This is a genomic window from Streptomyces albiflavescens (assembly GCF_014645835.1).
Classification (GTDB): Bacteria; Actinomycetota; Actinomycetes; order Streptomycetales; family Streptomycetaceae; genus Streptomyces; species Streptomyces albiflavescens.
Map to the genome: position 1 here is coordinate 56,975 of NZ_BMMM01000017.1, position 18,292 is coordinate 75,266.

The 18,292-nt window shown below is 71.3% G+C and carries 16 protein-coding genes; 8 read left to right on the plus strand and 8 right to left on the minus strand.

Translation table 11 applies throughout. From position 1 onward, the window contains the following. Positions 1-170 precede the first annotated feature (170 nt). From IEY95_RS36370 to IEY95_RS36390, 5 genes are all read right to left on the minus strand, one after another. Positions 171-3,296 carry an efflux RND transporter permease subunit gene (locus IEY95_RS36370; protein WP_189190462.1) on the minus strand — a complete coding sequence of 1,042 codons (3,126 nt, stop codon included), beginning with the start codon at positions 3,294-3,296 and terminating at the stop codon, positions 171-173. 168 nt (positions 3,297-3,464) lie between these two features. Continuing rightward, positions 3,465-4,148 (minus strand): response regulator, encoded by a 684-nt coding sequence (locus IEY95_RS36375; RefSeq protein WP_189190463.1) that lies wholly within the window; start codon positions 4,146-4,148, stop codon positions 3,465-3,467. Beyond that, on the minus strand, positions 4,145-5,365 hold the full coding sequence (locus IEY95_RS36380) for a sensor histidine kinase (RefSeq protein ID WP_189190464.1): 1,221 nt from the start codon (positions 5,363-5,365) through the stop codon (positions 4,145-4,147). The genes IEY95_RS36375 and IEY95_RS36380 overlap by 4 nt, the downstream gene beginning before the upstream one ends. A gap of 188 nt (positions 5,366-5,553) precedes the next feature. Beyond that, complete coding sequence (pspAA, locus tag IEY95_RS36385; protein WP_189190465.1) at positions 5,554-5,832, minus strand: PspA-associated protein PspAA; 279 nt, start codon at positions 5,830-5,832, stop codon at positions 5,554-5,556. A 43-nt stretch (positions 5,833-5,875) separates the two neighbouring features. Beyond that, positions 5,876-6,670 (minus strand): PspA/IM30 family protein, encoded by a 795-nt coding sequence (locus tag IEY95_RS36390; protein ID WP_189190466.1) that lies wholly within the window; start codon positions 6,668-6,670, stop codon positions 5,876-5,878. 267 nt (positions 6,671-6,937) lie between these two features. Between IEY95_RS36390 and IEY95_RS36395 the strand changes: the two genes are divergently transcribed. From IEY95_RS36395 to IEY95_RS36405, 3 genes are all read left to right on the plus strand, one after another. Further along, a complete protein-coding gene (locus IEY95_RS36395) occupies positions 6,938-7,564 on the plus strand; it encodes a DUF3043 domain-containing protein (protein ID WP_189190467.1) in 627 nt (208 codons plus the stop codon). Between the two features lie 83 nt (positions 7,565-7,647). Beyond that, entirely contained in the window at positions 7,648-8,349 is a 702-nt protein-coding gene (locus tag IEY95_RS36400; RefSeq protein ID WP_189190468.1) for a class I SAM-dependent methyltransferase, read from the plus strand. A 60-nt stretch (positions 8,350-8,409) separates the two neighbouring features. Then, a complete protein-coding gene (locus tag IEY95_RS36405; protein WP_189190469.1) occupies positions 8,410-9,507 on the plus strand; it encodes a S1C family serine protease in 1,098 nt (365 codons plus the stop codon). A 203-nt stretch (positions 9,508-9,710) separates the two neighbouring features. Here IEY95_RS36405 and IEY95_RS36410 read toward each other — a convergent pair whose 3' ends face one another. Then, positions 9,711-9,923: a hypothetical protein gene (locus IEY95_RS36410; RefSeq protein WP_099500908.1), complete on the minus strand. Its 213-nt coding sequence runs from the start codon at positions 9,921-9,923 to the stop codon at positions 9,711-9,713. Positions 9,924-10,102: 179 nt separating this feature from the next. Here IEY95_RS36410 and IEY95_RS36415 point away from each other — a divergent pair, with 179 nt between their 5' ends. Beyond that, on the plus strand, positions 10,103-11,302 hold the full coding sequence (locus tag IEY95_RS36415) for a bifunctional adenosylcobinamide kinase/adenosylcobinamide-phosphate guanylyltransferase (protein WP_189190470.1): 1,200 nt from the start codon (positions 10,103-10,105) through the stop codon (positions 11,300-11,302). Positions 11,303-11,326: 24 nt separating this feature from the next. Here the strand turns inward: IEY95_RS36415 and IEY95_RS36420 are convergent, their stop codons facing one another. Further along, positions 11,327-12,397: a class I SAM-dependent methyltransferase gene (locus IEY95_RS36420; RefSeq protein ID WP_189190471.1), complete on the minus strand. Its 1,071-nt coding sequence runs from the start codon at positions 12,395-12,397 to the stop codon at positions 11,327-11,329. A 165-nt stretch (positions 12,398-12,562) separates the two neighbouring features. On the opposite strand from IEY95_RS36420, the gene cobT reads away from it, so the two are divergent. The 3 genes from cobT to IEY95_RS36435 all read left to right on the plus strand — a co-directional run bounded on the left by cobT (position 12,563) and on the right by IEY95_RS36435 (position 16,572). Beyond that, entirely contained in the window at positions 12,563-13,681 is a 1,119-nt protein-coding gene (gene cobT / locus IEY95_RS36425) for a nicotinate-nucleotide--dimethylbenzimidazole phosphoribosyltransferase (protein WP_189190472.1), read from the plus strand. 378 nt (positions 13,682-14,059) lie between these two features. Then, a complete protein-coding gene (locus tag IEY95_RS36430) occupies positions 14,060-15,856 on the plus strand; it encodes a phosphatidylglycerol lysyltransferase domain-containing protein (RefSeq protein WP_189190473.1) in 1,797 nt (598 codons plus the stop codon). Beyond that, entirely contained in the window at positions 15,853-16,572 is a 720-nt protein-coding gene (locus IEY95_RS36435; protein ID WP_189190474.1) for a hypothetical protein, read from the plus strand. The genes IEY95_RS36430 and IEY95_RS36435 overlap by 4 nt, the downstream gene beginning before the upstream one ends. On the opposite strand, the gene IEY95_RS36440 is transcribed toward IEY95_RS36435, so the two are convergent. Then, entirely contained in the window at positions 16,509-17,276 is a 768-nt protein-coding gene (locus IEY95_RS36440) for a hypothetical protein (protein ID WP_189190475.1), read from the minus strand. The two genes, IEY95_RS36435 and IEY95_RS36440, sit on opposite strands and share 64 nt — an antisense overlap. A gap of 156 nt (positions 17,277-17,432) precedes the next feature. Here IEY95_RS36440 and IEY95_RS36445 point away from each other — a divergent pair, with 156 nt between their 5' ends. Then, positions 17,433-18,227 carry an adenosylcobinamide-GDP ribazoletransferase gene (locus IEY95_RS36445; RefSeq protein WP_189190476.1) on the plus strand — a complete coding sequence of 265 codons (795 nt, stop codon included), beginning with the start codon at positions 17,433-17,435 and terminating at the stop codon, positions 18,225-18,227. Positions 18,228-18,292: the final 65 nt, after the last annotated feature.

The following is an 18,292-nucleotide window of genomic DNA, read 5'->3' on the forward strand; positions in this document are numbered from 1 at the left end:
TGCCTACGCCGATGGGGTGCTCCTCTCGCTGAGGGGCACCCCATCGCTGGTGCGGTGCCCCTCGCACTGAAGGGCACCCCATCGCTGGTGGCACGGGTCTGGGCCCATGGGGTGGGGGTGGGTGGGGACGGGCCGGCGCGAAGCGGCCTGCCCCGCGTCCGACCCGCTGCCTAGACCCCCGCGGGTTCCGGCTCCCCCGCCTCCGTCGGCGAGGACGGGATCCCCGTCTTCGCCGCCCGCTTCGCCGCCTTCTTCTTCGCCCGGCGCTCCTTGCGGAGTTCGATCACCGTGTACAGCGTCGGGACCAGCAGCAGTGTCAGCAGGGTGGAGCTGATCAGGCCGCCGATGACGACCACGGCCAGGGGCTGGGCGATGAAGCCGCCCTCGCCGGTGACGCCCAACGCCATGGGCAGGAGGGCGAAGATGGTCGCCAGGGCCGTCATGAGGATCGGGCGCAGCCGGTGGCGGCCGCCCTCGATGACCGCCTCGACCGTGCCGTAGCCCTGTCGCCGGTACTGGTTGATCAGGTCGATCAGCACGATCGCGTTCGTCACCACGATGCCGATGAGCATCAGCATGCCGATCATCGCCGGAACGCCCATCGGGGTACCGGTGGCGACCAGCAGGCCGATCGCGCCCGTCGCCGCGAAGGGGATCGAGACGAGCAGGATCAGCGGCTGCACCAGCGAACGGAAGGTCGCGACCAGCACCATGAAGACGATCGCGATCGCCGCCAGCATCGCCAGCCCCAGGGAGGCGAACGCGTCGTCCTGGTCCTGGGACACCCCGCCGATCTCCGCCGTGGCACCTGAGGGGAGCTTCAGCGCCTTCAGCTTCGAGGTGAGGTCGGCGCTGACCGCACCGGTGTTGTCGCCGGTCGGCTTCGCCGTGATCGTGGCCGCCCGCTGACCGTCGATCCGGGTCATCGAGACCGGACCGTCGACCAGCTTCACGTCCGCGATGTCACCGAGCTTCGCGGCACCCAGCCGGAGGTTCTTCAACTGGCCCAGCGTCTCGGCAGGCTTCGCCGACCTGATGACGACGTCCCGCTCGATGTCGTCCAGGATCGCCTTGCCGCTGGTCGTGCCGCGGACCGCCTCGGCCACGGCCGCACCGAGCGTCGTGTCGTTGAAACCGGCCGCCGCGGCCTTGGAGTTGGCCTTGACCGAGATGCGCGGCACGCTCTGCGCCAGGTCGCTGGTCACGTCCGTGACGTGGTCCAGCTTGGCGACCTCGTCGCGGACCTGGTCGGCCGCCTCGCGCAGCACGCTCGCGTCGGCCGCCTTCACGACGACGCTCAGGTCCTGGTTGCCGAACCCGTCACCGGCCGAGACCGTGGTCGTACCGATCCCGGAGAGCTTGCCGAGACCGTCCTCGATACGGCTCTGGACGTCGTCGTACGACGCCGAGTCGTCCAGCATGACCTGGTACGAGGCCTGGTTGGTGTCCGTGCCGCCGCCGAAGGCGGCCATGAAGCCGGAGGAACCGACCGTGACCTGGTAGTCCTTGACGCCCTTGACGCCGTCCAGCAGCTTCTCGACCCTCTTCGCCTGCGCGTCGGTCGCCGCCAGGCTCGTGCCCGGCTTCAACTCCTGCTTGACGGTGAGGACTTCCTGGTCGCCCTGGTCGAAGAAGTTCGTCTTCAGCAGGGGCGCCATGCCGAACGTGCCGACGAGGATCGCGACCGCGATCAGCACGCTCGTCAGACGGCGACGGGTCGCGAAGCGCAGTACGGGAACGTAGAAGCGCTGCAGTCGGCTGCGCGCCTCCTTCTCCTCCGCCTTGCGCCGGGCCTCGTCGGCGTCCGCCGGGGTGCCCTTCGGGGCGCGCAGGAACCAGTACGACAGAACGGGCACGACCGTCAGCGAGACGAGCAGGGAGGCCACCAGCGCCGCGGTGACCGTGAGACTGAAGGAGCCGAACAGCTCGCCCACCATGCCGCCGGTCAGGCCGATCGGGAGGAACACGGCGACCGTCGTCAGCGTCGACGATGTGACCGCACCCGCGACCTCGCGGACCGCCTTGAGGATGGCCTCCTCGCGCTCCTCGCCGTAGCCGAGGTGCCGCTTGATGTTCTCCAGGACGACGATCGAGTCGTCGACGACACGGCCGATGGCGATGGTGAGCGCGCCGAGCGTGAGCATGTTGAGCGACAGGTCGCGGGTCCACAGCACGATCAGGGCCAGGACCACCGACAGGGGGATCGAGACCGCCGTGACCAGCGTCGAGCGGATCGACGCCAGGAAGACCAGGATGACCAGGACCGCGAAGAGCAGACCCAGCGCGCCCTCCGTGGTCAGGCCGTCGATGGACTTCGACACCGCCGGACCCTGGTCGCTGACGACGGTGATCGTCGCCCCGGCCCCCAGGTCCTTGCGCATGCCGGACAGTTTGTCCTTGACCGCGTCGGAGATGGCGACCGCGCTGCCGTCGTGGTCCATGGTGACGTTCACGGCGAGGCTCGGGCGGCCGTCCGTCCGGGTGATGGAGTCGGCCTTGGACTGCTCCTGCTTGACGCCGGCGACGTCGCCGAGGCGCACCGGCTTCTTCCCCTGGGCGCCCGTGACCATCAGGTCCTGGATCTGCTTCAGGGAGGTGAAGCCGCCGCCGACCTGGACGGTGCGGTTACTGCCGTCCTCGTCGAAGGAGCCGGCGGGGACGGTCGCGCCGCCCGCCTGCAGGGCCTGGCCGAGGGCGGCAGAGGTGAGGCCGGCCTTCGCCATCTTCTTGTCGTCGGGAGTGACGGTGACCTGGACGTCGCGTACGCCGTCGACCGTCACCTGGCCGACGCCGTCGATGTCCTTCAGGTCGGGCACGACGGTACGGTCGAGCTGGTCGGACAGGGCCTGCTGGTCCTTGTCCGAGGCGACGGCGAGGACGACGGTCGGGATGTCGTCCGTCGAACCGGCGATGACCTGCGGGTCGACGTCGTCCGGGAGCTGCACGCGGGCGCGGTTGACGGCCTGCTGGACATCGGCGACGAGCTGCTTGGTGTCGTTGCCGTAGTCGAAGGACGCCATGATCACGGCGTTGCCCTCACTGGCCGTGGACGTGACACCGGTGATGCCGTCGACGGCTTCGAGGGTGTCCTCGATGGGCTCGACGACCTGCTTCTCCACCACATCGGGAGACGCGCCCTGGTACGGCGCGAGCACGGACACCATGGGCAGTTCGATGGTGGGCAGCAGCTGCTGCTTGAGCTGGGGGATCGCGATCGCTCCGAAGGCGAGCGCGATGATCGAGATCAGCCCTATGAGGGCCCGTTGCGCGAGGCTGAATCTGGACAGCCAGGACATGGGTGGCGGGTCTCTCTTCTGTGGCGTGAGCGGAACGTGAAGCAAGGGGGCGAGCACATCTGAGCGCCCCACCTCACACCCTGAGCCATGGAAGGGGACCGATCCGTAGCCCCTGAGTCCATTTCCTTATGCGGCTCCTACTCCAGGCGCAGTACGCCCAGGTGGAGCTCAGTCCACCCTTGGACGGACCAGCCCGGACTCGTACGCGATGACGACCAGCTGCGCCCGGTCGCGCGCGCCGAGTTTCGCCATGGCCCGGTTGACGTGCGTCTTCACCGTCAGCGGGCTGACTTCGAGACGCTCGGCGATCTCGTCGTTGGAGTGCCCGCCCGCGACCTGGACGAGCACTTCGCGCTCGCGCCCGGTGAGCGCGTCGAGCCGCTCGGCGCGGGCCGGATCCCGCTCCTCGTCCGAACCGTCGCCCTGCGCGAGGAACTTGGCGATCAGCCCCTTGGTGGCCGCCGGCGACAGCAGCGCCTCGCCACCGGCGGCGATCCGGATCGCGTTCAGCAGCTCCTCCGGCTCGGCGCCCTTCCCGAGGAACCCGGACGCGCCGGCCCGCAGCGACTGCACCACGTACTCGTCGACCTCGAAGGTCGTCAGCATGACCACCCGCACATGGGCGAGCCCCGGGTCGGCGGTGATCAGCCGGGTGGCGGCGAGCCCGTCGGTCCCCGGCATCCGGATGTCCATGAGCACGACGTCGGCGCGCTCGTCCCTGGTCAGCCGCACCGCCTCCGCGCCGTCGGACGCCTCGCCGACGACCTCCATGTCGGGCTCCGAGTCGACGAGCACACGGAAGGCGCTGCGCAGCAGTGCCTGGTCGTCGGCGAGCAGGACACGGATGGTCATACGGAGTCCCCCAGAGCAGGCGTGCGGTTCTTGACCGGAAGGATCGCATGGACCCGGAAGCCGCCTCCGTATCGGGGACCGGCCGTGCAGCTGCCGCCGAGCGCGGTGACCCGCTCCCGCATCCCGAGCAGCCCGTGCCCGCCGCCCTCTTCCGGCGCTTCGTCCTGCCCGGGCCCGTTGTCGAGGACCGTGACCTCCACATTCGGTCCCACGCGTACGACGCTGACCTCGGCCTTCGCCTCCGGGCCCGCGTGCTTCCGCACATTGGTGAGGGCTTCCTGGATGACGCGGTAAGCGGCGAGGTCGACGGCGGCGGGGAGGGTGGTGCCGTGATCGCAGCGGGCGACTTCGACGGGGAGGCCGGCATTGCGGAAGGTGTCGGCGAGTTCGTCGAGGCGGGCGAGGCCGGGGGCGGGTTCGGTGGGGGCCTCGGGGTCGCCGGACTGGCGCAGGAGGCCCACGGTGGCACGGAGTTCATTGAGGGCGGAGCGACTGGCCTCGCGGACGTGCGCGAGAGCTTCCTTGGCCTGGTCCGGCCGCTTGTCCATGACGTGGGCGGCGACGCCCGCCTGGACGTTCACCAGGGCGATGTGATGGGCGACGACGTCGTGCAGATCGCGGGCGATCCGCAGCCGCTCCTCGGCGACACGGCGGCGGGCCTCCTCCTCGCGGGTGCGTTCGGCGCGTTCGGCGCGCTCGCGGATGGCGTGCACGAAGGCGCGCCGGCTGCGTACGGCGTCGCCCGCGGCGGCGGCCATACCGGTCCAGGCGAAGATCCCCAGGTTCTCCTGGGCGTACCAGGGCATCGGTCCCGCGAGCATCGCGACCGCCGTCAGGACGGTCATCGTGACCAGTCCGACGCGCCAGGTCGTGGGGCGGTCGGTGGTCGACGCGACGGTGTAGAGGGCGACGACGGCGGACATCGCCACCGGGGCTCTGGGGTCACCGGTGGCCAGCTCCACCAGCGAGACGGCGCCCGTGGCCGCGAGGACCGCCATCGGGGCGCGGCGGCGGAAGACCAGGGCCGCGGCGCCGAGCACCATCAGAGCGAGGCTGAGGGCGTTGGGGGTGCGGGCTCCCCAGGTCGCGCCGTTCCCGCCGTGCGGGTCGACGAAGGAACCGGCGACCATGCTGGCGAGGACGCCTGTGGCCAGGGCGGCGTCCAGGGCGAGGGGGTGGGCACGCAGCCAGTCCCTCGTGCGCTCTAGGGTGCTCACTCCGTTTACGGTACGGGGACCTGCGGGGGCTTGGAACGGGTGCTACCGGGTACCGCGGGGCATGTTCTCGCCCCCTGCGCCCCCGCCCGACCCGTATCCGTGGGCTGCGCCCCCGGACCCCCCTAAAAGACTGCGCAGTTCCCCGCGCCCCTGAAAAGGGGCGCGGGGAATTGCGCTACAAGCCGTCGTCAGCCGGGGATCAGGCCCTCGTCGCTCAGCATTTCGCGGACCTCTTCCAGGGTCGCGTCCGGGGACGGGAGGATCAGTTCCGAGGGTTCCAGCGCGTCGTCGGGGAGCGGAGTTCCGAGGCGGCGTACCGATTCCAGGAGCGCGCCCAGCGTGCGGCGGAAGCCGGGCTCGTCGCCGCTCTCCATTTCGGCGAGCAGTTCGTCGTCCAGCTTGTTCAGTTCGGCGAGGTGGCTGTTGTCCAGCCTCACCTGCCCCTCCCCCATGATCCGTACGATCACGTCGCCCTCCTCAGGCGTGGGACCCGATCAGTCGGTCACTCACTCACTGCTTGTCGAAGCGCGGAGTGTCCTGTGGCTGCGACGGGGACTGCGACTGCCCCGTGCCGCCCTCGATCGCCTGCTGCGGCGAGGACCCACCGGCCAGCTCCGCCTTCATGCGCTGCAGCTCCAGCTCTACATCCGTACCACCGGAGAGCCGGTCCAGCTCGGCCTGGATGTCGTCCTTGGCCATTCCGGACTGGTCGTCGAGGGCCCCGGAGGCGAGCAGCTCGTCGATGGCGCCGGCGCGCGCCTGGAGCTGCGCGGTCTTGTCCTCGGCACGCTGGATGGCAAGGCCGACGTCGCCCATCTCCTCGGAGATGCCGGAGAAGGCCTCGCCGATTCGGGTCTGCGCCTGGGCCGCCGTGTACGTCGCCTTGATCGTCTCCTTCTTGGTGCGGAAGGCGTCGACCTTCGCCTGGAGACGCTGGGCCGCGAGGGTGAGCTTCTCCTCCTCGCCCTGGAGGGTCTGGTGCTGCGTCTCCAGGTCGGTGACCTGCTGCTGGAGGGCGGCGCGACGCGACAGCGCCTCACGGGCCAGGTCCTCGCGGCCGAGCGCGAGCGCCTTGCGGCCCTGGTCCTCCAGCTTGGTGGACTGGTTCTGGAGCTGGTTCAGCTGCAGCTCGAGGCGCTTGCGGCTGGTCGCCACATCCGCGACGCCGCGGCGCACCTTCTGCAGCAGCTCCAGCTGTTTCTGATACGAGTAATCGAGGGTTTCGCGCGGGTCCTCGGCCCGGTCAAGGGCCTTGTTCGCCTTCGCGCGGAAGATCATCCCCATACGCTTCATGACACCGCTCATGGGCTTCGCGCGCCCCCTTCTGACGGACTCCAGCTCCAGGTACTGCAACAGAACCCACAGTACGGGCCCTGCATCCATTACCGCACTGTTCGGGGACGGATGCGCTCATCCCCAAGGACGACTGCCCACGGCACCGCTCCGGCGTAGGGAGTAGGTGGACCTCGGGGTCCCCCGGCCCCGCCACCCGGCAAAGCCGCGCGCAACGTCCCCTCTGTCCCACTACAGACGTACGGTGTTGCCGGATCGTTCCCCACTCGAACGGCGTCCATGCCCGCGAACCCCGTACCCTTGGGTTTTGTGTTCCGTAGCCGTGCCAAGGAAGAGAAGGCCCCCGCCGACAAGGCGCCGGTGACCGACTCCAAGCAGACCCGTCACCCGCAGGCCCCCAAGGGCCGCCCCACGCCCAAGCGCAGTGAGGCCCAGACCCAGCGTCGCAGCGTCGCCAATACGCCGACGACGCGCAAGGAGGCGGCCAAGCGACAGCGCGATGAACGCCGCACCCAGATGGAGAGGCAGCGCCAGGCGCTGGCCAGCGGTGACGAGCGCTATCTGCCCGCCCGTGACAAGGGTCCGGTGCGGAAGTTCGCGCGCGACTTCGTGGACTCGCGGTTCTGCATCGCCGAGTTCTTCCTGCCGCTGGCCGTGGTCATCCTCGTCCTGAGCATGGTGCGGGTGGGCTCGCTGCAGAACATCGCGCTGCTGCTGTGGCTCGTCGTGATCGTGATGATCGTGGTCGACTCGATCGGTATCGCGATCCGCCTCAAGAAGCAGCTGAACGCCCGCTTCCCCGACCAGCCCAAGAAGGGCGCGGTCCCCTACGCGCTGATGCGCACGCTCCAGATGCGTCGACTCCGGCTTCCGAAGCCGCAGGTCAAGCGCGGAGAGCGGCCCTGAGCACGACGTCTTTCTCCGGGGGCGCGGCGGACGCCTGGCTGAACAAGCTGGGCGGCCTGCGTGATGTCGTACGACAGGAGCTGGTGGCCCGGCAGCTCGACGAGCAGATGGCCGGGCGGTTCCCGGTGGGCCTGCGGCTACGCATCCTCGACGTCGGGACGGGCCAGGGCACGCAGGCGCTGCGCCTTGCCCGGGCCGGGCATCAGGTGACCGGACTGGAGCAGGACGCGAAGATGCTCGCGGTGGCCCGGGAGGCGCTTGCCGCCGAGCCCGAGGGCATCCGGGGACGCGTACGGCTGATCGAGGGCGACGGCCGGGAGACCGGTGTCCACTTCCTGCCGGGCAGCTTCGACGTGGTGCTGTGCCACGGCGTGCTGATGTACGTCGAGGAGCCGGACGCACTGCTGGCCGGCCTGGCGCGGATGCTGGCTCCCGGCGGGCTGCTCTCGCTGCTCGTGCGGAACGCCGACGCGCTGGCCATGCGGCCGGGGCTGTCCGGGGACTGGGCGGCGACGCTCGTCTCCTTCGACACGACCGCGTACACGAACCGGCTCGGCCTCGACGTCCGTGCCGATCGGCTCGCCACGCTGACGTCCACGCTCGCGGGGATCGGCGCGCCCTTGCACGCCTGGTACGGGGTGCGGGTCTTCACGGACACCGCGGCGGACGGAGCGACGGTTCCGCCGGATGCGGCGAGTCTGCTGGCCGCCGAGGAGCGGGCCGGGCGGACGGATCCCTATCGCCAGGTGGCGGCGTTGCTGCACCTGTGCGGAGTGCGTGGCTGAGCGACCCGTTCGGGTGTGCATCGCAGGTCGGGGCATCCCCCGGAAAGGGACACTTCGGGCATGGATGCTTCCCGTGTGCCTGCCCGGCCCCGCGCCCGTACGCGCACCCTCCGGCTCCTTGCGTCCGTAGTCGTCCTCGCCTGTTCGGCCGCCCTGCTCTCCGGCTGCACCGGCGACTCCTCGTCGTCCAAGAAGGACGGTGCGAGGACGACGCAGGCCGCTGTCCCCCAGGTGGCCAATGACCTTCAGGACGACTACCTGAGAGTGATCAAGGAAGTCCTGCCGTCGGTGGTGCAGATCGAGGCGAGCCATGATCTTGGGTCCGGCGTGGTGTACGACGACGCGGGGCACATCGTCACCAACGCGCACGTGGTCGGGAACGAGAAGAAGTTCACGGTCACGACGGCCAACAACGAGGCCGCGCTGACGGCGACGCTCGTCTACGCGTACCCGGAGCAGGATCTCGCCGTCATCAAGCTGGACAAGATCCCCGACGGGCTGAAGGCGGCGACCATCGGGGACTCCTCGAAGGTCGAGGTCGGCCAGATCGTGCTGGCGATGGGGTCGCCGCTCGGGCTCTCGTCCAGCGTGACCCAGGGCATCGTCTCGGCGACCGGACGCACCGTCAGCGAGGGCACCTCCGGCGGGGGTACGGGGGCCACCATCGCGAACATGGTGCAGACCTCGGCGGCGATCAACCCCGGCAACAGCGGCGGCACGCTGGTGAATCTCGACGCACAGGTCATCGGCATCCCGACACTCGCGGCGACCGACCCCGATCTCGGCGGCGGTGCGGCGCCCGGCATCGGCTTCGCGATCCCCGCGTCGATGGTGAAGACGATCGCCGACCAGATCATCAAGCACGGCAAGGTCACCGACTCGGGACGGGCCGCGCTCGACATCACGGGCCGTACGGTCGTCAACGACGACTACCAGCCCGCGGGAGTCGCCGTGGTCGCGGTCAAGAACGGCGGCGCGGCGGACAAGGCGGGCATCCGGCCCGGGGACGTCATCACCAAGATCGGCGACAGCGACATCACCACGATCATCTCGCTCGCCGAGGCCCTCGCGGTCGAAAAGCCGGGCGACAGGACGAAGGTGACGTTCGTGCGGGACGGAAGCGAGCGCACCGTCGTGGTGACGTTGGCGGAGATCTGACGTCGGGCGACCGGCGGGCGGCGGGCGGCGGGCGACAGCAGCCGGCGGGCGACCGCGGTGGGGCGGCTTGCCGGGGTGGGCGGCTTGCCTGGGTGGGCGGGTTGCCTGGGTGGGCGGGTTGCCTGGGTGGGCGGGTTGCCTGGGTGGGCGGGTTGCCTGGGTGGGCGGGTTGCCGGGGTCCGGCCCCGGCAACCCCGACCGGCCTACTCCGGTTCGGCGTGCAGGCTCATCGGCCCGTAGATCTGCGTGCTGTCCTCGAAGAGGAACACCTGGTCCGCGCCGCCCTCGAGAAGGTCCTTCCACACCTCGCCGATCCAGGACTCCGCGTCCCCCTGCGTGGTGAACTCCTCGGGCTGCACCGCGGGTTGGACCTCTGTCCCGTCGGACTTCTCGAACCGCCACGTCCATGCCGCCATGTACGCCTCCAAGGTATGAGCACACTGCACAGCGGAAGCCGGACAAGATCCGGCTCCTGTCCGAAGCCTAGGCCCTGTCGTCAATGGCCCGCCCGCGCCCACCGGGCGAACGACGGGAATTTGCCGACAGGGCCTGGCCGGACGCGCAAGACCTGCGGCGACACGCAAAAATCAACCTCGTGGAACTGACTCTGCTCGGCACCGGCGCCCCCGAGGGCCTGCCCCGCCCCGACTGTCCCTGCGCGGCTTGCGCGACCGCGCTCGGCGAGAACGCGCGGGCGGCCACCGCGCTGCTCGTGGACGGCACGCTGCTGCTCGACCTCACGCCCGGCGCGGCGTTCGCGGCCGCCCGCGCCGGGCACTCGCTGGGCGGCGTACGACAGGTGCTGCTCTCGCATCCGCACGACGGGCCCGCGGTCGAGGTGCCGGCCGGGCTGCCGCAGCCCGGCCGGGTGCCCGACGGGCGCGAGTTGGCGCTGCTCACCGGGCACCGGGTGCGGGCGGTGCCGATGGACGCGCCCGGCACGGGGTACGCGGTGACCGGCCCGGACGGCCAGCGGCTGCTCTATCTGCCGCCGGGCGCGGCGCCGGCCGGGCTCGACACGACCAGTGACACGTACGACATGGTGCTCGTCGATGTGGTGGGGCGCCCCGACGGCCTGGCGAAGCTGCGGGCGGTCGGCGCGGTCGGGCCGACGACGGACGTGATCGCGGTGCACCTCGACCACGATGTGCCGCCGGGGCCCGAACTGCGGCGGCGGCTCGCGGCGGCGGGCGCGCGGGCGGTGCCGGACGGGACCACGCTGGACGTGGGTGTCTACGAGGACGTACCGGACGTGCCGCGCCGCACGCTCGTGCTCGGCGGCGCGCGTTCGGGCAAGTCGGTGGAGGCGGAGCGGCGCCTCGAGGCCTTCCCCGACGTGCTGTACGTCGCGACGGGCGGCTCCCGGAACGGAGACACCGAGTGGGCCTCGCGCGTCAGCGCGCATCGTGAGCGGCGCCCCGGCTCCTGGCGCACCACCGAGACCTGCGACCTCGTCCCCCTCCTGGCGGAGGACGGCCCTCCGCTGCTTATCGACTGCCTGTCGCTCTGGCTGACGGACGCGATGGACTCCGTGAACGCCTGGGACGACGCGGAGTGGGCGGGCGGCGGCGAACGCGCCCTGCGTGCCCGTGTCGAGGAACTCACCGCCGCTGTCCACGACACCCGCCGCACCGTCGTCGCCGTCTCCAACGAGGTCGGCTCCGGCATCGTCCCCGCCACCGCGTCGGGGCGGCGCTACCGCGACGAACTCGGGCGGCTGAACGCCGGGTTCGCAGCCGAGTGCGAGCACGTGTTGTTGGTCGTGGCGGGGCAGGCGGTGGTTTTGCGGGGGTGAGGTCCCGCGGAGCGGGCCGGTGCCTCAGCGCCGCGCGATGATCCGGTACGCGTTGGAGAAGCGGGTGCGGCGCAAGAGCGGGGCGAGGGCGTGGTCCAGGGCTGACGTCGTGGCCAGGAGGGGACTGGACGCCCGGGTCAGGGCCGCGTGCAGCGCGCGCTGGAGCGGGGCCGGCGGAGCGGACCGCCAGGGCGCGTCGAGGTCGGGCAGGACGTGACCGAGGGCCAGCGCGAGGGCGCCGGCGAGATCGTACGGGATGTGTGGTTCGCGACGGTCCGTGGCGACGATCGCGCAGCCGAGGGCCTCCAGTTCGCCCAGCAGGTTGGGCAGCGGCATCAGATGGAGGTGGCGCGGCTGGCCGTACGACACCCACCACTTGCCCAGCAGCGCGCCGAACGCGCTGTCGGGGTCCGGGACTTCGAGGAGGAGGTGCCCGCCGGGCCGCAGCACCACCATGGCGGCGCGCAGTTCCTCGCGCGGGTCGGCGGTGTGCTCCAAGTGGTGGAACATGCTGACGACGTCGTAGCGGGCACGCAGCCGCTCGGCGATCCGGGAGTCGGTGAGCCGGCCCCGGTGCGCCTCCTCGACGCGCCCGGCCGCCCGCGCCTTCACGACCCGTCGCGTGGCGTCGAGCCCGTCGAAGGCCGTGTACGGGTGGACCTCCTTGGCTGCGGCCGGGAAGTGCCCGTGCCCGGTGCCGACGTCGAGCCAGCTCTCCGGCTCGGTGTGGCGCAGCATCGCGCGGGCGGCCGCGTGGTGGCGACCGCGGGCGGCGCGGGCGCCGAGGAGCCGCACGACGAGGCCTTCGAGGGCGTCCCCCCTCAGATCCCTGAGGTCTCGGTGGTAGAAGGCCAGCCCCTCCGCCGTGAGCCGGGGGTTCTGGAAGGCGTGGGCGCAGTCCTCGCACTCGTCGACGACAAACGTGCCGGGCTTGCGCTGCACCAGGTCCGACGTGACCAGCCGGGTGCGCAGCCGCCTCGACCCGCACCAGGGGCAGTCGTCCCGGCGCGGTTCGTGGAACCGGTCGGTGCCCTGGGCGAGTTCGGCCGCGTAGGCGGCGCGGCGTTCGGCGATCGACTGCGGAGTGGGGGGCATGGGCGCTCCTGGGGGACGCGGGGCCGTGGGGGGGTGACTGGAGGACCTGGGCGAGGACTACCGGGCCGTACGACAATCCGATACAAACGGTACGTAGCGGAATGCGATCCAGGGTGCAGCGACGTGACGCGGACGTGTTCGATCGCTGCCGGTACTGTTCGGCGAATGAGCTCGCTTAATCTCGACGACTTCACCGATCTGATCGAGCGCCCCGACGGAGGCGTGCGCCGGGACGCCGAGGCGCGCCGGGAGCGCCAGATCGTGCCGCCCGGGTCACTGGGCCGCCTCGACGACCTGGGTGAGTGGCTGGCGGCGGCGCAGTCAGCGGTGCCGGTGCGGCCGATCGAGCATCCGCGCGTGGTGCTGTTCGCGGGCGACCACGGGGTCGCCGAACTCGACGTGTCGGCGCGGCCCGCGGGCACCGCCGACCAGTTGGTGCGGGCGGTCCTGGAGGGCGCCAGCCCGGCGGCCGTCCTTGCCCGGCGGCTGGGCGTGCCGCTGCGCGTCGTCGACATGGCGCTGGACTGCGAGCCGGAGGGGCTGCCCGCCGAGGTCGTACGGCATCGGGTGCGGCGCGGTTCGGGACGTATCGACGTCGAGGACGCGCTGACCTTGGAGGAGGCGGAGGCCGCGTTCCGCGCGGGCGTCGCGGTCGCGGACGAAGAGGCGGACTCCGGTACGGATCTGGTGGTGCTCGGCGACATCAGCGTCGGCGGGACCACGGCGGCCGCCGTGCTGGTCGCCGCGCTGTGCGGGACCGACGCGTCGGTCGTGACCGGGCGGGGCGGCCGCGCCATCGACGACCTCGCGTGGATGCGCAAATGCGCCGCCGTGCGTGACGCCCTGCGGCGGGCCCGGCCCGTGCTCGGGGATCAGCTGCTGCTGCTGGCGACGGTCGGCGGGGCGGACCTCGCGGCGATGACCGGGTTCCTCCTGCAGAGCGCGGTGCGGAAGATGCCGGTGATCCTCGACGGGGTCGTCTCCGCCGCGTGCGCCCTGGTCGGGCAGCGGGTCGCCTTCCGCGCGCCGGACTGGTGGCTGGCCGGCCAGAACAGCGGCGAGCCGGCCCAGGCGAAGGCGCTGGACCGGATGGCCCTGGAGCCCCTGCTCGACCACGGGGTGACCGTCGGCGAGGGCGCGGGCGCACTGCTGGCACTGCCCCTGGTCCAGGCGGCGGCAGCCCTGGCAGCCGACCTGCCGGAGACTCCCTCCCCCGAGACGAAGCCCGAGCCCGAGGACGCCGAGGACTCCGAGGGTTCCGAGGGCTCTGCGGAGGACGAGTAACGGGCTACGGCCGACTCGGCCCCACAGAGAGCCGCCGCCACGACAGAGAGCCGCCGCCACGGCTGAGCGCCGTGGCGGCGGCTTTCGTTTTCCGGCCGACCGAGACGGGCCGGCGGAAAACACCGGCGCGGAGCGGGGACAGCCTGGCGCGGAGCAGCGGCAGCCGCCTGGCGCGGGGCAGCGCGACACCAGCCGCTGGAGGGCACCTCGGCAGCCGACCGAGTCAGGCGGATCGGATGGGAAACACCCGGCGCGGAGCGCCGAAGAGGCGCCGTGGAGCGGCAAAGAGCCCGTCACAGAGCCCAGCGGCAGCGCAGACGTACCACCCGCCGCACCCCTCCCCCGCACACACCACCCCGCCCCATATCATCGCCCTTTATGGGAGATGCCCGAATTGCCGCCGAGCATGAGCGGGCGTCGGCCCGCCAGGGGGACGGGGACCGGCGGTCCACCGCTGCCTCACGGCGCGCCGCCGCCTTCACCGTCTGGTATCTGCGTGCCGTCACGTTCATCAACTTCCTGAGCGCCGTGTGGGTCTCGCTCGGGCAGGACGTTCGCCGGCACAACACGGAGAACTACTTCACGCCGTACCTGCTGACCGCAGGCTTCGCGTCCGGTGTGTTCACGATGTTCCTCGCCATCACCATGCGGCGGCGCAAACGAGCCGCGTGGATCCTCAACTTCGTCCTCAGCGGGCTGTTCCTGCTGCTGTTCGCCGTGGCCATGGCGTTCCCGGAGATCCGCCAGTACGCGCAGAACTGGATCTCGCTCGTCCTGACCGCCGCGTTCGTCGCCTCGCTCGTCGTCGGCCGCCGGGAGTTCTACGCGAAAGGCGACCGGTCGAACCCCAGGCTCGCCGCGGCCGTCGCGATCGGCGGGCTGCTGGTCACCTCGCTACTCGCCGCGCTGCTGGTCACGGTCACCAACCACGCCCACGACGCGCACCGTTCGACCTTCCTCGACCGCTGGCGCTACGGCACCCTGCGGCTCGTCTCGGTCGCCGCCGACGACTCCCACGTCGCCGGGATCGCGACGCCCAACTGGGTCAACGTCGCCATCAACGTGTTCAGCACCCTGCTGGTCCTCGCCGTCTTCTACGCGGCCTTCCGCTCCCGCCGCGCCGTCGACCCGCTCACCGAGGACGACGAGAAGCGGCTGCGCGCGCTGCTGGAGAAGAACGGCGACCGGGACTCGCTCGGCTACTTCGCCCTGCGGCGCGAGAAAAGCGTGGTCTGGTCGCCGACCGGCAAGGCCGTGGTGGCGTACCGCGTGGTCGGCGGGGTCTCGCTGGCCTCCGGCGACCCGATCGGTGACCCGGAGGCATGGCCCGGCGCCATCGAGCCCTGGCTCGCCGAGGCCCGCGCGCACGGCTGGATCCCGGCGGTGATGGGCGCGAGCGAGGAGGCGGGCACCATCTACTCCCGGCACGGCCTCGACGCCCTCGAACTCGGCGACGAAGCCATCGTGGAGACCGCCGAGTTCACCCTCGAAGGGCGGGCCATGCGCACCGTCCGGCAGGCCTACAACCGGGTCAAGCGCGCGGGCTACCGGGTGCGCATCCGGCGCCACGAGGACATCGCGGCCGACGAGATGGCGTACCTCTTGCGGCGCGCCGACGACTGGCGGGACGGGGCGACCGAGCGCGGGTTCAGCATGGCGCTCGGTCGGCTCGGCGACCCGGACGATGGGCAGTGCGTGATGCTCGAATGCACCGACGCCCAGGGTGAGTTGAGGGCGGTGCTGTCCTTCGTGCCATGGGGGCCGCACGGCCTCTCCCTGGACCTCATGCGGCGCGACCGCGACTCCGAGAACGGGCTGATGGAGTTCATGGTGATCGAACTCCTGCGACGGGCTCAGGAGATCAAGATCACTCAGGTCTCGCTCAACTTCGCCATGTTCCGTTCGGTCTTCGAACGTGGCGCACGCCTCGGCGCGGGACCGGTGCTGCGGCTGTGGCGCTCACTGCTCAGCTTCTTCTCGCGCTGGTGGCAGATCGAGTCGCTGTACCGCGCCAACGCAAAGTATCGACCCATCTGGGAGCCGCGGTTCCTGCTCTTCGAGAAGAGCGCGGACCTGCTGCGCATCGGTGTCGCGTCCGCGCGCGCCGAGGGGTTCCTGGAGGCGCCTGGACTGCCGAAGTGGCTGCACCGCAAGCACCTGGAGTCGCACAGATGATCAGGCTCGCCCGCTGGGGCCGCACCGAATGGGGACCGCTGTACGTCACCGTTCACGGCGCGCTCGCCGAAAGGCGCCTGCGGGCGATCCCCATGACCATCGGCGCGGTGTGTCTGACGGCCGTCCTCCAGTTCGTGCAGAACCAGTCGTGGGGCTTTCAGTTCGTCCAGAACATCGGCTCCGTACGGGCCGAGGAGCCGCTCTGGCTCGCTCTCCTGCGCACCCCGCTCTCCTTGTTCGTCCCGGCCCTGGACCTTCCGGTGTGGGGTGCGCTCGTGCAGATCCTCGTCGTGTTCGGCATCGCCGAGATCTGTCTCGGCTGGTGGCGCACGCTCGTCGTCGCGTACGTCGCCACGCTGGCCGGGACGCTCTGCGCGCGCGTCGCCATCGCCCTCGGCCCGCACCACCCACTGGGGCTGCCCGGGTCGGACGCCCAGGTCGTCGACACCGGCCCGTCGGCGGCCGTGGTGGGCCTCGCCCTGTTCCTCGGCTGGCGCTATCGCGCGTACATCACCGCGGGTGTGGTCGTCGGGGCCATGGTGGTCGAGGTGCTCCTCAAGGAGAACCTGGCGGGCAAGGAACACCTCGCGGCCATCGCCGCCGTACTGGTCGTGTGCGCGATGTCCGCGTTACGCCACCGGCGCCACCGGTGTCACCGGCGTCCGGTCACAGGCCGGGTGAGTTCATCGTCCGGTTTACCGCCGATCCAGTCCTGAAACCTGCGGCTGGGGCCCGCCCAGCGCCGGTCGTGGCGGTAGGCGCGCAGGCGCGCCCTGGCCCGGGCGTGCGGCCGTCGGCGATAGAGGCGTTTGGCCCACGGTGAGCCGGGCCGGGCCAGCCGGAGCGCGCCGATCAGGGCGATGAAGGGGACGATCACGCCGAAGACGGCGGTGCGCGTCTTGCCCTTGCTGAGGGCGACCAGGGCGAAGAGGAAGTTCACCGCGACGGTCAGGATCACGCCTCCGCGGTCCTGCAGTTCCTGATCGGTGAGGTCGTTGACGCCGAACGGCGCGAAGCCGCCGAGCACAAGGCCGACGAGGGCCGCCGTGACCACCACGACCTCGACGCTCTGGCGGCCGGCCTCCGTCCAGTAGACGTCGTCGAGGTGCAGGACCAACGCGAACTCGTCGAGCACCAGGCCCGCGCCGATTCCGAACAGCACGGCGCTCAGGTACGCGCCGAACCCGTACCGGCTGCTGGACACCGCGCCGAAGCCGCCGACCACCATCAGCAGTACACCGGGCACGACGTGATGGATGTGCAGGCCACCGGCCTTCACATTGCCGAAGGGCCCCTTGCCCGCACGGATCAGCCGGACGATGACACGGGTGATCACGAACGTCAGCACGAAGGAGGCGAGCGCCAGCAGCAGCGGCAGCTTTCCCGGTTCGATGATGTTCCGGTACAACCAGTGACCCATATATGAACTTTATCCAGCTATGCCGAGCGATGTTCGCACCGATCACGTCGGGCCCACGTGCTTGTCCGGCCGGGGGTCCGGGGGTTGTCCCCCCGGGAGAACGCAGCATCCACAGCCGCTGTCTCCGCCGTCCGGGCACCCGGGTACCCTGCGCCGGTGTCCAAGACGTCGTCCAAGTCCCCCCTGCCCGACAGCCTCCGCTTCGCCTTCGGCACCCTCACCGTGCTGCCCGTGAAGGTGACCCGCTGGGACCGCGAGGCCGCGCGCGGCGGAATGCTGTGCGCACCCGTGGCCGGGCTGGTGGTCGGGGCGGGCGCGGCGCTCGTGGGGGTGGCGCTGCTCGCGATGGGCGCGGGTCCGCTGCTGGCCGCCGTGGCCTCGGCCGCCGTACCGGCCGCACTCACCCGGGGCCTGCACCTGGACGGGCTCGCCGACACCGCGGACGGGCTCGGCAGCGGCAAGCCCGCCGAGGACGCGCTACGGATCATGAAGCAGTCGGACATCGGCCCGTTCGGCGTGATCACCCTGCTGTTCGTGCTGCTCGCCCAGGTGGCCGCGCTCTTCCAGGCGTACGACACCTCGTGGGCCCGGGGCGCGCTCGCCGCCGTCGTCTCGGCGACCGCGGCCCGCCTCGTCCTCACGCTGGCCGCCCGCACCGGGGTGCCCCCGGCCCGGCCCGAGGGCCTGGGCGCCGCGGTCGCCGGCACGGTCCAGGTGCGCGGCGCGCTGCTGGTCACGGTGGCCGTCGTCGGCGCGGCGGCCGGCACGGGCGCGCTGGTCGGGACGTCCGACCTGGTGCGCGGCGCGGTGGCGGTGCTCGCCGCCTGCGCGGCCGCCGAACTGCTGCTGCGCCACTGCACGCGCCGCTTCGGCGGCATCACGGGCGATGTGTTCGGCGGTCTCGCCGAGACGGCGGCGACGACGGCGCTGGTCGTTATGTCACTGGGCTGAAACGATCACCGGCGAACGGCACTCGCGCCCCTCCACCCCCACTAACCTGATCCGCCGAACAGACA

Coding starts and splice junctions, on each gene's coding strand:
- IEY95_RS36370 (WP_189190462.1), bottom strand. CDS start 3,296: ATGTCCTGGCTGTCCAGATTCAGCCTCGCGCAACGGGCCCTCATAGGG.
- IEY95_RS36375 (WP_189190463.1), bottom strand. CDS start 4,148: ATGACCATCCGTGTCCTGCTCGCCGACGACCAGGCACTGCTGCGCAGC.
- IEY95_RS36390 (WP_189190466.1), bottom strand. CDS start 6,670: ATGAGCGGTGTCATGAAGCGTATGGGGATGATCTTCCGCGCGAAGGCG.
- IEY95_RS36395 (WP_189190467.1), top strand. CDS start 6,938: ATGCCCGCGAACCCCGTACCCTTGGGTTTTGTGTTCCGTAGCCGTGCC.
- IEY95_RS36405 (WP_189190469.1), top strand. CDS start 8,410: ATGGATGCTTCCCGTGTGCCTGCCCGGCCCCGCGCCCGTACGCGCACC.
- IEY95_RS36410 (WP_099500908.1), bottom strand. CDS start 9,923: ATGGCGGCATGGACGTGGCGGTTCGAGAAGTCCGACGGGACAGAGGTC.
- IEY95_RS36420 (WP_189190471.1), bottom strand. CDS start 12,397: ATGCCCCCCACTCCGCAGTCGATCGCCGAACGCCGCGCCGCCTACGCG.
- cobT (WP_189190472.1), top strand. CDS start 12,563: ATGAGCTCGCTTAATCTCGACGACTTCACCGATCTGATCGAGCGCCCC.
- IEY95_RS36430 (WP_189190473.1), top strand. CDS start 14,060: ATGGGAGATGCCCGAATTGCCGCCGAGCATGAGCGGGCGTCGGCCCGC.
- IEY95_RS36435 (WP_189190474.1), top strand. CDS start 15,853: ATGATCAGGCTCGCCCGCTGGGGCCGCACCGAATGGGGACCGCTGTAC.
- IEY95_RS36440 (WP_189190475.1), bottom strand. CDS start 17,276: ATGGGTCACTGGTTGTACCGGAACATCATCGAACCGGGAAAGCTGCCG.